General features: G+C 42.8%; 20 protein-coding genes. All 20 read left to right on the top strand.

Going from position 1 to position 12,577, the window contains the following annotated elements; genetic code table 11:
• Positions 1 to 82: 82 nt before the first annotated feature.
• The 20 genes from rpsH (at position 83) to frr (ending at position 12,561) form a co-directional block, all read left to right on the top strand.
• A complete protein-coding gene (rpsH, locus tag ACHZCY_RS18500) occupies positions 83 to 481 on the top strand; it encodes a 30S ribosomal protein S8 (protein ID WP_205220922.1) in 399 nt (132 codons plus the stop codon).
• A gap of 29 nt (positions 482 to 510) precedes the next feature.
• The gene (rplF, locus tag ACHZCY_RS18505) at positions 511 to 1,053 is read left to right on the top strand and encodes a 50S ribosomal protein L6 (protein WP_205220923.1); all 543 of its coding nucleotides are present in this window, start codon (positions 511 to 513) and stop codon (positions 1,051 to 1,053) included.
• Positions 1,054 to 1,077: 24 nt separating this feature from the next.
• A complete protein-coding gene (rplR, locus tag ACHZCY_RS18510; RefSeq protein ID WP_205220924.1) occupies positions 1,078 to 1,443 on the top strand; it encodes a 50S ribosomal protein L18 in 366 nt (121 codons plus the stop codon).
• A gap of 44 nt (positions 1,444 to 1,487) precedes the next feature.
• Positions 1,488 to 2,000 (top strand): 30S ribosomal protein S5, encoded by a 513-nt coding sequence (gene rpsE, locus ACHZCY_RS18515; protein WP_319549939.1) that lies wholly within the window; start codon positions 1,488 to 1,490, stop codon positions 1,998 to 2,000.
• A gap of 27 nt (positions 2,001 to 2,027) precedes the next feature.
• On the top strand, positions 2,028 to 2,207 hold the full coding sequence (gene rpmD / locus ACHZCY_RS18520; protein ID WP_205220926.1) for a 50S ribosomal protein L30: 180 nt from the start codon (positions 2,028 to 2,030) through the stop codon (positions 2,205 to 2,207).
• A 6-nt stretch (positions 2,208 to 2,213) separates the two neighbouring features.
• Positions 2,214 to 2,648: a 50S ribosomal protein L15 gene (gene rplO, locus ACHZCY_RS18525; RefSeq protein ID WP_205221098.1), complete on the top strand. Its 435-nt coding sequence runs from the start codon at positions 2,214 to 2,216 to the stop codon at positions 2,646 to 2,648.
• Between the two features lie 4 nt (positions 2,649 to 2,652).
• Complete coding sequence (gene secY, locus ACHZCY_RS18530) at positions 2,653 to 3,957, top strand: preprotein translocase subunit SecY (RefSeq protein ID WP_205220927.1); 1,305 nt, start codon at positions 2,653 to 2,655, stop codon at positions 3,955 to 3,957.
• 10 nt (positions 3,958 to 3,967) lie between these two features.
• Complete coding sequence (map, locus tag ACHZCY_RS18535) at positions 3,968 to 4,744, top strand: type I methionyl aminopeptidase (protein ID WP_319549940.1); 777 nt, start codon at positions 3,968 to 3,970, stop codon at positions 4,742 to 4,744.
• Between the two features lie 128 nt (positions 4,745 to 4,872).
• A complete protein-coding gene (infA, locus tag ACHZCY_RS18540; protein ID WP_205220929.1) occupies positions 4,873 to 5,109 on the top strand; it encodes a translation initiation factor IF-1 in 237 nt (78 codons plus the stop codon).
• A 27-nt stretch (positions 5,110 to 5,136) separates the two neighbouring features.
• Positions 5,137 to 5,250, top strand: a complete 114-nt coding sequence (gene rpmJ, locus ACHZCY_RS18545; protein WP_205220930.1) for a 50S ribosomal protein L36 — start codon at positions 5,137 to 5,139, stop codon at positions 5,248 to 5,250.
• A 39-nt stretch (positions 5,251 to 5,289) separates the two neighbouring features.
• Entirely contained in the window at positions 5,290 to 5,658 is a 369-nt protein-coding gene (gene rpsM / locus ACHZCY_RS18550) for a 30S ribosomal protein S13 (RefSeq protein ID WP_205220931.1), read from the top strand.
• Between the two features lie 49 nt (positions 5,659 to 5,707).
• Complete coding sequence (gene rpsK / locus ACHZCY_RS18555; protein ID WP_205220932.1) at positions 5,708 to 6,106, top strand: 30S ribosomal protein S11; 399 nt, start codon at positions 5,708 to 5,710, stop codon at positions 6,104 to 6,106.
• 67 nt (positions 6,107 to 6,173) lie between these two features.
• On the top strand, positions 6,174 to 6,803 hold the full coding sequence (rpsD, locus tag ACHZCY_RS18560) for a 30S ribosomal protein S4 (RefSeq protein ID WP_205220933.1): 630 nt from the start codon (positions 6,174 to 6,176) through the stop codon (positions 6,801 to 6,803).
• A 19-nt stretch (positions 6,804 to 6,822) separates the two neighbouring features.
• A complete protein-coding gene (locus ACHZCY_RS18565) occupies positions 6,823 to 7,860 on the top strand; it encodes a DNA-directed RNA polymerase subunit alpha (RefSeq protein WP_205220934.1) in 1,038 nt (345 codons plus the stop codon).
• A gap of 58 nt (positions 7,861 to 7,918) precedes the next feature.
• Positions 7,919 to 8,308 carry a 50S ribosomal protein L17 gene (gene rplQ / locus ACHZCY_RS18570; protein ID WP_205220935.1) on the top strand — a complete coding sequence of 130 codons (390 nt, stop codon included), beginning with the start codon at positions 7,919 to 7,921 and terminating at the stop codon, positions 8,306 to 8,308.
• 80 nt (positions 8,309 to 8,388) lie between these two features.
• Positions 8,389 to 9,162, top strand: coding sequence for a YkgJ family cysteine cluster protein (locus tag ACHZCY_RS18575; protein WP_319549941.1), 774 nt, complete (start codon positions 8,389 to 8,391; stop codon positions 9,160 to 9,162).
• Between the two features lie 207 nt (positions 9,163 to 9,369).
• Positions 9,370 to 10,164: a 30S ribosomal protein S2 gene (gene rpsB, locus ACHZCY_RS18580; RefSeq protein ID WP_319549942.1), complete on the top strand. Its 795-nt coding sequence runs from the start codon at positions 9,370 to 9,372 to the stop codon at positions 10,162 to 10,164.
• Between the two features lie 134 nt (positions 10,165 to 10,298).
• Complete coding sequence (gene tsf, locus ACHZCY_RS18585; RefSeq protein WP_205220938.1) at positions 10,299 to 10,892, top strand: translation elongation factor Ts; 594 nt, start codon at positions 10,299 to 10,301, stop codon at positions 10,890 to 10,892.
• A gap of 170 nt (positions 10,893 to 11,062) precedes the next feature.
• Positions 11,063 to 11,773 carry a UMP kinase gene (pyrH, locus tag ACHZCY_RS18590; protein ID WP_205220939.1) on the top strand — a complete coding sequence of 237 codons (711 nt, stop codon included), beginning with the start codon at positions 11,063 to 11,065 and terminating at the stop codon, positions 11,771 to 11,773.
• A gap of 230 nt (positions 11,774 to 12,003) precedes the next feature.
• Entirely contained in the window at positions 12,004 to 12,561 is a 558-nt protein-coding gene (gene frr, locus ACHZCY_RS18595) for a ribosome recycling factor (RefSeq protein ID WP_205220940.1), read from the top strand.
• Positions 12,562 to 12,577 lie beyond the last annotated feature (16 nt).

Below are 12,577 nucleotides of genomic sequence, written 5' to 3' on the forward strand. Positions count from 1 at the left end.
GGCGGTGACTGTTAAACATTACAATAGTCTTCGGTTACACAACGGCTGCCGAGTATACGCTTTTTAAAAGAGGAAAAAAACAATGTCTATGAGTGATCCGTTGGCAGATATGCTGACCCGCATTAGAAACGGAGTAAAAGCACGTTTCGAATCTGTGGAAATGCCACTGTCAAAGCTTAAAGTAAATGTCGCCAAAGTGCTCAAGCAAGAAGGTTATATCATTGATTTTCATATTCTTGAGCAGGGGGTTCAAGGCACCCTGAAAATTGACCTCAAGTACGGGCAAAATAATGAACAAGTTATTACCGGTATTAAGAGAGTCAGTAAACCTGGGCTGCGCCAATACAAGAAAAACGATCATATACCTATGGTTATGACCGGTTTAGGTGTTGGTATCCTCTCCACCTCTCAGGGTGTAATCACTGATCGTGAAGCAAGAGCTCGCGGTATTGGTGGTGAATTACTCTGTGAAGTCTGGTAACTGCAAATTCTGACGACTAGGAGTTTACGATGTCCAGAATCGGAAAACAGCCAGTCCCCGTTCCAAATGGGGTTAAGGTTGATATCAAAGGTACACACGTCAAGGTTACTGGCCCAAAAGGCTCGTTGGAAAGAGACCTGCGGCCTGAGATTTCGTGTACTGAAGAAGGTAATCAACTGCTTTTCACACCAAAAGGAACAAGCAAAAGAGTTATGGCCTTTTGGGGTATGACTAGGTCGCTTGTTAGCAACATGGTTGAAGGCGTTGATAAAGGTTTTGTAAAAGTACTGATAGTAGAAGGCGTTGGTTACCGGGCTAACCTAGCCAAAAGCACGCTGACATTAAATGTGGGCTTTTCAAATCCGGTTGAATTTCAACTGCCGGAAGGAATTAGTGCAGAAGTAGACAAGGATAACAAAATTTCCCTATCCGGTATCGATAAAGAGCTTGTTGGTCTTACTGCTGCCAAAATTCGTGCTATTAGAAAACCTGAGCCTTATAAAGGAAAAGGTATTCGTTACGTTGATGAGCGAATTGTACGTAAAGTTGGTAAAGCTGGTGCAGCCAAATAAATAGTTAACTGAAAGAGTAACATCATGGCTAAAACAAACCCAAAAGTTACTGCACGTTATAAACGGGTACGTCGTATCCGAAAAAACATGTTAGGTACCAGTGAAAAACCACGTATGCGTGTTTTCCGTTCTAACAAACATATTTATGTGCAGATAATTGACGATCTCAAAAAAGCTACTCTCGTTTCTGCGTCTACTGAAAACAAAGAATTCGACGCTGCTGATTTAAAAGGAAAATGTGAGAAAGCAAAAAAAGTTGGACTCATGGTTGCTGAAAAAGCTAAAGCTGCCGGTATCGAGCAGGTTGTTTTCGATCGAGGTGGTTACATTTACCATGGCCGTGTTAAAGCGTTATCGGAAGGTGCACGTGAAGGCGGGCTTAAGTTTTAAATTACCGATTTTAAATCGAACAATAATTCCTACGGGGGTGTTTCTTGGCTGATTTTAAGAGAGCTAAAGAGAGTAACCAAGAAGAGCTCATTGAAAAAATAGTTTTTATCAACCGAGTAGCAAAGGTTGTTAAAGGTGGTCGGCGTTTTAGCTTTAGTGCCATTGTTGTCGTTGGCGACGGTAAAGGTAAAGTTGGTTACGGTCTTGGAAAAGCAAACCAGGTACCAGAAGCTATTCGCAAGGGTATTGAGAAAGCACGCAAAGATATGCAAAGCGTTGCCCTCACAGATGTTTCAATTCCCCATGACATCATTGGGAAGTTTAAGTCTGGGAGTGTTATGTTGAAGCCTGCTGGTGATGGTACCGGAGTAATTGCCGGTGGTGCTGTGCGAGCGGTTTTGGAAGCTGCGGGTGTCAACAATATTCTCACCAAATGTCTTGGTTCCAACAACCCACACAATCTTGCGAAGGCAACTATAGATGGTCTTCGTCAACTGCGCTCAGCAGAACAGATTGCCAAGTTGCGTGGTTTGAAAAAAGAAGATATGGTCGCGTAAGACCTCACGATTTATAGGTCATTAATTATGAGTGATACCATTACATTGACACAGGTCAAAAGCGGAATAGGCAGTACCAAGAAAATTCGGGCTACCCTCGTTGGACTTGGTTTGATTAAAATGCACAAAACCGTTACCAGGAAAGACACTCCTGAAATCCGGGGCATGATCAATAAGGTCAGGCATCTGGTCAGAGTGGAGGAATAGATAATGCTGAAGTTGAACAATCTCAGCCCGAACGAAGGTTCGAGAAAAAATAAGAAACGCGTCGGTCGCGGTCACGGAAGTGGACTTGGTAAGACTTCAGGTCGTGGTCATAAAGGTGCTCGTTCAAGATCAGGTTATAGCTTAGCCCCTGGATTTGAAGGCGGACAGATGCCGTTGCACCGCAGACTACCAAAACGCGGTTTCACCAATATTTTTAAAACTGAATATAGTATCGTCTCCCTGTCTGACCTTGATTCATTTGATGCTGGGACAGTGGTTGACAAGCAAGCGCTTGTTGATGCAGGTTTAGTAGACGGCAATAATCAGGTTAAAGTGCTCGCTAACGGCCAGATAACCAAAGCGGTTACCGTTGATGTTGATAAGGTCAGTAAGGGTGCAGCTCAAAAAATCACTGATGCAGGTGGTTCTGTAAAGGAGTAAATGAATGAGCGGTCTTGCCAGCGCTGCCACCATCCCTGAATTGCGAAAGAGAGTGTTATTCACTCTCTTTATGCTTTTTGTCTATCGTATGGGTGTCCAGATCCCCACACCTGGCATTAACGGGGAAGCTTTAGGTGCTTTTTTTGAACAGAATGCAAGTACACTCTTTGGCATGTTTAACATGTTTTCAGGAGGTGCACTTGAGAATTTCTCGATATTTGCTCTTGGCATTATGCCGTATATTTCGGCTTCGATCATTATCCAATTGTTGACTGTCGTCATCCCACAGTTGGAATCGCTCTCGAAAGAGGGGGAAGCAGGTCGTCGCAAGATCACTCAATACACACGCTATGGTACGGTTGTACTTTCTGTTATCCAGGGATTCTTCATTGCTTCAGGTTTAGAGGGAATGAGTGGACCTGGTGGAGCTGCCATTGTTATTGATCCAGGTATTCAGTTTAAATTGATGACTGTGCTCACACTTACTTCCGGGACCGCATTTATTATGTGGTTAGGTGAGCAAATGACAGAACGTGGTATTGGTAACGGCATATCATTAATTATCTTTGCAGGTATTGTTGCTCGTGGTCCTGCTGCCGTAGGGAATACCATCCAATTGATAAAAGCAGGTGAGCTTGCCATTATTTTCGTTCCACTTATTCTCATTGCGATGTTTTTTATCATTGCGTTTATCATCTTTGTAGAAACCGCTCAACGTCGAATACCCATTCAATACGCAAAGCGGGTTGTTGGAAGAAGAGTCTATGGTGGTCAGGCTTCTCATTTACCGCTAAAGATAAATGTGTCCGGAGTTATACCTCCGATCTTTGCCTCTTCTATCATGATGTTTCCCGCTACCATCGGGTCGTTTATTCAGATTGATTGGGTACAGCGCATATCTGCCGCTCTTTCGCCGGGAACAATATATTATTATGTTCTTTTTGTAGCAATGGTTGTCTTCTTTTGCTTTTTCTATACAGCTGTTACTTTTAAACCGGATGACGTTGCTGAGAATTTAAAAAAGAACGGTGGCTTTATTCCTGGAATTCGACCTGGTAAACGGACCGCTGATTTTATCGATAAGGTATTGACTCGGCTAACTGTGGTGGGTGCTATTTATCTAAGCGCTGTTTGTGTCATGCCTACCATTTTAATCAGTAAGTTTAACGTTCCTTTCTATTTTGGTGGAACAGCACTATTGATTGTAGTGGGTGTTGCTATCGATACTATTTCGCAAATAGAATCACATATGGTGATGCGCAATTATGACGGTTTCATGAAAGCTGGTCGAATTAAAGGCAGACGTTGAGGTATAGTCTTTGAGCCGGCAAAGTTCCAAAAAACGGATCTCTGTTAAAACTCCAGAGGAACTTCAAATCATGAAGCAGGCCAACCAGATTGTTGCTGGTGTATTGGCCATGTTAAGAAAAGAGGTCGTCCCTGGAGTTACCACGAACTATCTCGACAAAATTTCTGAGGAATACTGCCTCGATCATGGTGCAACTCCTGCTTTTAAGGGGTATCGTGGTTTTCCTTGCAGTTTATGCGCCTCAGTCAATGAACAAGTTGTTCATGGTATACCTTCCCAAAAGGTGACTCTCAAAGAAGGTGATATTATATCCGTAGATTTTGGATCGTATTACAAGGGGTTCTATGGCGATTCGGCCGTTACATTACCCGTTGGCAATATATCCCCTGAATTAGATCGGTTGCTTGAGGTCACCAAGGTTGCTTTAAACAAGGGTATTGAACAGGTCCTCGTCGGCAATAGAATCGCTGATATTTCAAGGGCTGTACAAACGTATGCTGAGGCGAATGGATTTTCTGTTGTTCGTCAGTTTGTTGGTCATGGTATCGGAAGCGAATTGCACGAGGCCCCGGAAATTCCCAATTATGTACAGAAAATGCCTTCACCAAGGCTTCTCGCCGGCATGGTGCTCGCGATTGAGCCCATGGTGAATATGGGTACTGAAAAGGTTAGAATTCTTCGTGACCAATGGACTGTTGTAACTGAAGACTCGAAACCATCCGCTCACTTTGAACATACCGTTGCCGTCACAGATAACGGGCCCCTCATCCTGAGCACATTGGATTAAAGCCTGTCGGCATGTTACTAGTCACCGCTTACTGATTTTTTAACAAAAGGCAAGAAAAGAGTTGATTAAAACTGTAGTTTTAGATATATAACAAATCTTTTCGGCCACATTACTGAGAGTGGATAGGTATGGCAAAAGAAGAGGCCATTGAAGTAGAAGGAACAATCATAGAACCGTTGCCCAATGCAATGTTTCGTGTTGAACTCGATAATGGGCATAAGGTACTTGCCCATATTTCCGGTAAAATGCGGATGCATTACATTAAAATATTACCTGGCGACCGTGTTACAGTTGAATTGTCTCCATATGATTTGACTAGAGGCAGGGTCACCTTTCGGGCAAAAGGCGGCAAAGCAAAAAGATAAACTTTTAATAGATGTCAGGTTAAGGCTATGAAAGTACGATCATCAGTTAAGAAAATGTGCAGTAGCTGTAAGATTCTGAAACGTAAAGGAGTCGTAAGAGTTAACTGTAAAAATAAGAAGCATAAACAGCGGCAAGGTTAAACTCGCGGTAAGAGTGAGACTTAAACAGGGAGAAATGTCTTGGCACGTATAGCTGGAGTGGATTTACCACGCAATAAACATATGGATCGAGCCTTAACCTATATTTATGGGATTGGCTTGACCTCAGCCCGCCAGATTCTTGATAAGGCTGATTTACCTTATCAGATGAACAGTGACGACCTCAGTGGCGATGATGTTACTAGGATCAGGAAAATTATTGAGAGTGACCACGTTGTAGAGGGTGACCGGCGGCGTGAAATATCTATGGATATTAAGCGTCTCATGGATCTTGGTGCTTATCGAGGCCGAAGGCATCGAAGAGGATTACCGTGCCGTGGGCAGAGAACAAAAACCAATGCACGCACTCGTAAAGGTCCTAAGCGTGGCGCTGCAGTTCGGAAAAAATAGCTGCTGATGATGATCAGGCTGCTCTAACCAGAGAGTTTACGGAGTTATTATGGCAAAAGCCAGTAAAGCGGCAGGAAAATCTAAACGCCGTGAGAAAAAAAATATTTCTGAAGGTATAATCTTCATTTATTCAACTTTTAACAACACCATTATTACTGTCACAGACAGGCAGGGTAATGCGTTTGCTTGGTCCACTGCCGGTGTTATCGGTTTCAAGGGATCTCGTAAGTCTACTCCATTTGCTGCGCAAAACGCTCTTAATGATGCGATAGGAAAAGCAAAAGAACATGGTTTGAGAAAGGTTGAAGTACGGGTTAAAGGTCCCGGACCTGGGCGTGAAGCTGCACTGCGAGCGTTGACGACACTTGAGCTTGATGTAACTCGCATAGTAGATGTAACCCCGCTGCCGCATAATGGCTGTAAACCGCCCAAGCGGAGAAGAGTATAATAGAATAGGGCCGTAAGGCTCCAGGCTGTGTCCAATAGTGATACAGTATATATAACGGAGGTAAATCTTGGCTAGATACACAGGCGCTTCCTGCAGGATGTGCAGGCGTGAAAACCTAAAGTTATTTTTAAAAGGTGATCGGTGCTACTCTGATAAATGTGCATTTGAAAGACGTGCATTTCCCCCAGGACAGCATGGGCAGAATAGGTTTAGGAAATCATCTGACTACGCTATCCAGCTTAGGGAAAAGCAGAAAGTCAAGCAAATGTACGGTATGCTCGAAGATCAGTTCAAGCGATATTTTCAACGTGCTGACAGGGCCAAAGGCGTCACCGGTGAAAATCTGCTGATTATGCTTGAAAGGCGGTTAGACAATACATTGTATAGGATTGGTTTTGCCAGTTCCCGCAATCAGGCTCGCCAGTTGGTTCGGCACAATCATTTTCTCATTAATGGTAAAAAGGTTAATATTCCTTCATTTCAGGTTACACCTGGTGATGTGATTTCCTTGAAAGAAAAAAGCCGTAAAAATGAGCTGATTGTTGATAACCTTGAGGGTGCGGTTCGCCGCGGTGTGCCCAGCTGGCTTGAAATTGATCAGCCAAAAATGCAAGGCACCGTTAAAGCTATGCCCAATAGAGAAGAGATTACCATGCCTATTCAGGAACAACTGATAGTCGAACTCTACTCTAAATAACCATTAGCATCAGGTAAACATGGCACAGGAACTACGGGATACTAATCCCTTTTATAAAAACTGGCACGACCTTATTACTCCTGAGCGTCTTGAAGTTAACGATGAAACGCACACTGAGCAGTATGGCAAATTTATTTGTCAGCCGTTTGAGCGTGGTTTTGCGACAACAATAGGGAATTCTCTGCGGAGAATTATGCTTTCCTCCATCAGGGGGGCTGCAATTACTTCAATTAAGATAGATAATGCCCTGCACGAATTCACTAGTATTAATGGGATTCATGAAGATGTCGCAGAGATCATTCTTAATCTGAAACAGGTTCGCTTAAAACTTAATGTTCCTCAAGGTCAGACAGTTGTCGTTGAGAAAAGTGGCCCTGGAACTGTAACTGCAGGTGATATCAACGGAGCACCAAATGTTGATGTAATGAACCCAGACCAGGTGATATGTACGGTTACTAGTGATATAACGTTCCGTGCCGAACTTGAAGTTAAATGGGGTAAAGGGTACGTACCTGCTGAGCTGAATAAAAAAGAAGATCAGCCAATAGGAGTTATTCCTATTGACTCGATGTTTTCACCAATCGTGCGTGTACAATACGTTGTAAGTCAAGCACGTGTCGGCCAAAAAACTGATTATGACCGTTTGACTCTAGAGATAGAAACAGACGGAAGTGTGCCTCCTGAAGATGCACTGGCCTTTGCCTCTAAAATACTGAAAGAGCAAATGGCCATATTCATTAACTTCAATGAAGAAAAGGCAAAGGCTCCAGACAGACAGGATAGCGATGACGACAATGTCAGCTATCCACCTTTTCTTGATAAAAATGTTGAAGATTTGGAACTTTCTGTCAGATCTGCGAACTGTCTTAAGAACGCACAGATCCAGTATATCGGCCAGTTGGTTCAAAAAACCGATGCAGAAATGCTCAAAACTAAGAACTTCGGGCGTAAATCACTCAATGAAATTAAGGCACTTCTTTCTGAACATGAATTGACACTCGGGATGAAGCATGAGGGATGGATTTCACCCGAAAAGCGTGAAGAGAATATAGACTAGTAATACTCGTTCTCACACGTATAGTTTGCAGCCTTACACCACGTAGAAGGACAGGATAATGAGACATAGAAAAGCAGGTCGTAAGCTTAATCGTACAACCGCACATCGAAAAGCAATGCTTCGTAATATGGTTACCTCCTTATTGGAACATGAGCGGATCGTAACAACCGTACCCAAAGCTAAAGAAGCACGTCGGGTAGCCGATAAAATGATTACTTTAGGCAAACGGGGCGACCTTCACGCAAGGCGACAAGCTCTTGCCTATATACGCTCTGATGAAGTTGTGAATAAACTTTTTAACGAACTGTCTGAGCAATACATGGATAGGCAGGGTGGGTATACTCGAATTATCCGCACTGGTACCCGCGCCGGTGATGCCGCTCCCATGGCGATTATTGAACTCGTCAATTATCAGGAAAGTCTTGAAGGCGAAACTTCAGACGATTGATAGATTGTGATTGTTGAATACAAAAGCTGGTATGAGAAATCATACCAGCTTTTTTTTTGTTATTTATTTGAGGTATAGTCATGGGGCAAGCAAATCCACCTGATATGCTCCTGGAAGGGCGCACCCTTGTAGACAAAGGGCCCTTTACTTTTCATTGCCATCCTGGCGTAAGTTGCTATTTAAAATGCTGCCATAATGCCGAAATTTATTTATTTCCTTACGACGTACTTCGTCTTAAGCAACATTTAAATCTGCATTCCGCTCAATTCCTCCGTCAATACACACGTATAGGGGAAGGTAGTCATCCTTTTTTTCCAGGGGTTATGTTGAATATGGCTTCGGCAGAAGGGTTGCCTTGTCCATTTTTATCCAATGAAGGGTGCACTGTGTACCGGGACCGACCGTCAGCCTGTCGTACCTACCCTCTTGAAAGAGCTGTTGAACAATTGAATCATACCACAAGGCTTAAAGTTCATTATTTTATGACTCATCACCCTTATTGCAAAGGACATTTCGAACAAAAAACCTATACCATTAAAAAATGGGAACGTGATCAAGGTTTGTACGAGTTCAATTTGTTTAATGAACTTTGGGCGGAAGTTGATGCTTTTTTCGCCTCTAATCCTTGGCGTGGCGAAGGGGAAGCAGGACCTTTGCAGCAATTGGCATTCATGGCCTGCTATAATATCGATGATTTTCGATCATACGTAGAACAACACAGGTTGGTGCAGCAGTTTAGAGTAGATAAAGTGGTGCGTAATCGTATAAAGAAAGATGATTCAGCGCTCCTTAAATTTGGATTCCAATGGCTACAGTTTTATCTTGGTCGGAAACCAACCCTTGTTCCAAAATAATTTTTCACACTATTTTTTTCTTCCTGATACCTGCAAAAGGTTTCTTGATTTTTTACTGATGTATGATAGAATAACCAGTTTTGTTTGATACATACCACTGCAATCTGCGGTGGCTTAACACACACATTCCGCTCGCCACATGGTGTTTCACACAAGTGAGATTTGGCTCAGGAATGGAGGAATAACCATAAAACCAGGAGATTTATTATGGCACAAATTACAATGCGGCAGATGCTGGAAGCAGGACTTCATTTTGGTCATCAGACCAGGCGATGGAATCCTAAAATGAAACCGTATATCTACGGTCCTCGTAACGGCATTTATATTGTAAATCTTGATGTAACAATGAAAATGTTCCGCAAGGCCTATAGCTATATTGCAGATGTTGTAGCTGACGGTGGTTCGGTACTCTTTGTTTGCACCAAGCGTCAGGGACAGTCCATTATCAAGGAAGAAGCACAACGCAGTGGCATGTACTTTGTCAACCACCGTTGGCTGGGTGGCATGATGACCAACTTTCAAACCATTAAGAATTCTGTTGATAGGCTCAAAAAAATCGAAAGCATGCAGGAAGACGGTTCTATTAACCGGTTCCCCAAAAAAGAAATCCTGCAAATGGAGAAAGAAAGAGTCAAACTCGACAGGAATATTGGTGGTATTAAAAACATGCGGAGTTTGCCTGATGTCCTCTTTATCATCGATCCTAATAAAGAGGATATTGCAGTTAATGAGGCTCAGAAACTGGGCATACCTGTAGTTGCTCTCACCGATACCAACTGTAATCCCGATGGCGTTGATTATGTTATTCCAGGCAATGATGATGCTATCCGTGCCATTAAACTTATGACTTCAACTATCAGTCAAGCTATCTTAGAAGGTAAAGAACGTCGCGGCGAAGAAACACCTGTCAGCAATGATGAACTTGAAGCCGCGATGACAGTTGACGCCGTAGAGCAAGCTGCCGAATCCGCACCTGCTCAGGATTCACCAGCAGCCGAATAATTTTCAGGCCTTTGCCTGTTTTAATACAATTCAATAAGGGTTTTTTACGGCCTTATTGTTGTCCAGTCGAACACTATGTATACCCGCAACATTTTTGCTATGCGGTTGAAAGATAGATATTAGGAGATGCTAAAGTGAAGATTACAAGCCAAATGGTCAAAGAGCTTCGTGACAAGACCAATGCCGGGATGATGGATTGCAAAAAAGCTCTAGGCGAGACTGAAGGCGATATGGAAAAAGCGGTTGACCTGCTTCGTCAAAAAGGCTTAGCCGTTGCTGCAAAACGTGCTGATCGTGCGACCTCAGAGGGTGTTATTGAAGCATACATCCACGGTGGAGGTAAACTTGGTGTTATGATTGAGGTAGGGTGCGAAACCGACTTCGTCGCTAAAACCGATGATTTTAGAAATTTTGCCAAAGATATTGCTATGCATGTCGCAGCTGTTAATCCGGTTTCTATCAGTAGAGAAGAAGTACCTCAGGAACTGATTGATCGTGAAAAAGACATCTATACAAAACAAGCACTCGATTCGGGTAAACCTGAACAGATTGTTGAAAAAATCGTTACCGGTAAAATTGAAAAATATCTTTCTGAAATTTGTCTGTTAGAACAAAAATTTGTAAAGGATCCGGACTTGACCGTCCAGGATAAACTTAATGAATTGATTGCTAAGATGGGCGAAAATATTTCTGTTAAAAATATTGCTCGTTTTCAGATCGGAGCGTAACACTCTTCTTCACTGCTGTTATACGTTTCAGGAAAACCGTTAACCCGGTTTTCCTGAACCCTTTCACTCCCCATTGGCAGGCTTATGTAGTGAATGCCTGTAGTGTCAATCCGTGGCAAGACATTCCGTATCAGTATTTCCTCTCTTCAACATCAAAGTAGGTCGATAACATGACATTTAAGAGAATACTCTTGAAAATAAGCGGTGAGGCCCTCATGGGAGATAATTCCTATGGTATCAGTACAGAGGTGATTCGTTTTTTGTCATCTGAAATAAAAAAAGTGCACGACCACGGAATTGAAATTGCCATGGTTATCGGTGCAGGTAATATTTTTAGAGGGGTAGCAGGGGCTGCTAAGGGCATGGACCGAGGCTCAGCAGATAATATGGGTATGCTGGGGACGGTGATAAATTCCCTTGCTGTCCAAGATGGTCTTGAGACCGTAGGTATACCGTGTAAAGTTATGTCTGCCATAACCATGCTTAATGTGTGTGAACCCTATGAAAGAGTGAAGGCGCTTGATCATCTTGGTAATAACCGAGTGGTTATTTTTGCAGCAGGTACCGGTAACCCATATTTTACCACAGACACTGCCGCTGTTCTCCGTGCTCTAGAAATTAAAGCGGATGTCATTATGAAGGCAACAAGGGTTGACGGTGTCTACGATAAAGACCCCGAAGTTTATCCCGATGCACAGAGGTATACAACTCTGAGCTATAATAAAGTCCTTCGTGATGATCTCAAGGTCCTTGATGCTGCCGGTATTTCCCTGGCAAGAGATAACGAACTGCCGATCCTTGTATTTAATATGAAGGAAAGTGATAATATTACAAAGGCAGCGCTTGGCGCCGAAGGAATTGGTAGCCTGATTAGTGCATAATGCTGTATAGTTATCTGCTCATGATGTATGAGCCTGTTGATGTACGGTCATTTTGTCCAATTTCTTCGGTATGCTGAATAATAATCCCTGAAACAGCTATTATATGCCTGTGATTATTAATCAGATATACCTCGATCTCGAACGATAACCATAGTAATCATTAAGCTCATTTATGGGTAAGCTGAATAGTAAGATTTTTAGATATTAATAAACACTGAGGAGCGTCTCTCATGGCCAGTGATATTATACAACAAATGAATTCTAAGATGGAAGCAAGCATTGATGCCTTTAAGCGTGAACTGGTTAAGATTAGAACCGGAAGAGCGTCTTTAGCATTGCTTGACGGGGTTAAAGTTGATGCCTACGGTTCGCAAATGCCAATGGATCAGGTCGGTACACTCACCATTCCAGAATCAAGTATGATTGCCATCAAACCGTGGGATCCGCAAATGTTGCCTGCCATCGAAAAAGCAATTCTTGCCTCTGATTTAGGATTGACGCCGGCCAATGACGGCAATGTTATCCGCCTTAATATTCCGCCTCTAACTGAAGAACGTCGTAAAGAGCTGGTAAAGCAAGTCAAAAAAATTGGTGAGGAGTTTAAGGTGGCCATCCGTAATGTACGCCGCGAAGCCAATGACTCTTTAAAAAAGATGAAAAAAGAAAAAGAGATATCTGAAGATGATATGTTTCGTCTTCAGGATGATGCGCAAAAGGCAACCGATGATTTTATTAAAGAAGTCGATAAAATCGTCAGCGGTAAAGAGAAAGAGGTTATGGAAGTCTAATTCCATCCTGAAATTT

It is taken from the genome of Desulfogranum marinum (assembly GCF_963675105.2).
Classification (GTDB): domain Bacteria; phylum Desulfobacterota; class Desulfobulbia; order Desulfobulbales; family Desulfobulbaceae; genus Desulfogranum; species Desulfogranum marinum.

Excerpts from the sequence above, each read along its gene's own strand:
- rpsB (WP_319549942.1), top strand. The coding sequence starts at position 9,370 with ATGGCACAAATTACAATGCGGCAGATGCTGGAAGCAGGACTTCATTTT.
- frr (WP_205220940.1), top strand. The coding sequence starts at position 12,004 with ATGGCCAGTGATATTATACAACAAATGAATTCTAAGATGGAAGCAAGC.
- rpsK (WP_205220932.1), top strand. The coding sequence starts at position 5,708 with ATGGCAAAAGCCAGTAAAGCGGCAGGAAAATCTAAACGCCGTGAGAAA.
- secY (WP_205220927.1), top strand. The coding sequence starts at position 2,653 with ATGAGCGGTCTTGCCAGCGCTGCCACCATCCCTGAATTGCGAAAGAGA.
- pyrH (WP_205220939.1), top strand. The coding sequence starts at position 11,063 with ATGACATTTAAGAGAATACTCTTGAAAATAAGCGGTGAGGCCCTCATG.
- rpmJ (WP_205220930.1), top strand. The coding sequence starts at position 5,137 with ATGAAAGTACGATCATCAGTTAAGAAAATGTGCAGTAGCTGTAAGATT.
- rpmD (WP_205220926.1), top strand. The coding sequence starts at position 2,028 with ATGAGTGATACCATTACATTGACACAGGTCAAAAGCGGAATAGGCAGT.
- ACHZCY_RS18575 (WP_319549941.1), top strand. The coding sequence starts at position 8,389 with ATGGGGCAAGCAAATCCACCTGATATGCTCCTGGAAGGGCGCACCCTT.
- ACHZCY_RS18565 (WP_205220934.1), top strand. The coding sequence starts at position 6,823 with ATGGCACAGGAACTACGGGATACTAATCCCTTTTATAAAAACTGGCAC.
- rplR (WP_205220924.1), top strand. The coding sequence starts at position 1,078 with ATGGCTAAAACAAACCCAAAAGTTACTGCACGTTATAAACGGGTACGT.
- infA (WP_205220929.1), top strand. The coding sequence starts at position 4,873 with ATGGCAAAAGAAGAGGCCATTGAAGTAGAAGGAACAATCATAGAACCG.
- rplF (WP_205220923.1), top strand. The coding sequence starts at position 511 with ATGTCCAGAATCGGAAAACAGCCAGTCCCCGTTCCAAATGGGGTTAAG.
- rpsH (WP_205220922.1), top strand. The coding sequence starts at position 83 with ATGTCTATGAGTGATCCGTTGGCAGATATGCTGACCCGCATTAGAAAC.
- rplQ (WP_205220935.1), top strand. The coding sequence starts at position 7,919 with ATGAGACATAGAAAAGCAGGTCGTAAGCTTAATCGTACAACCGCACAT.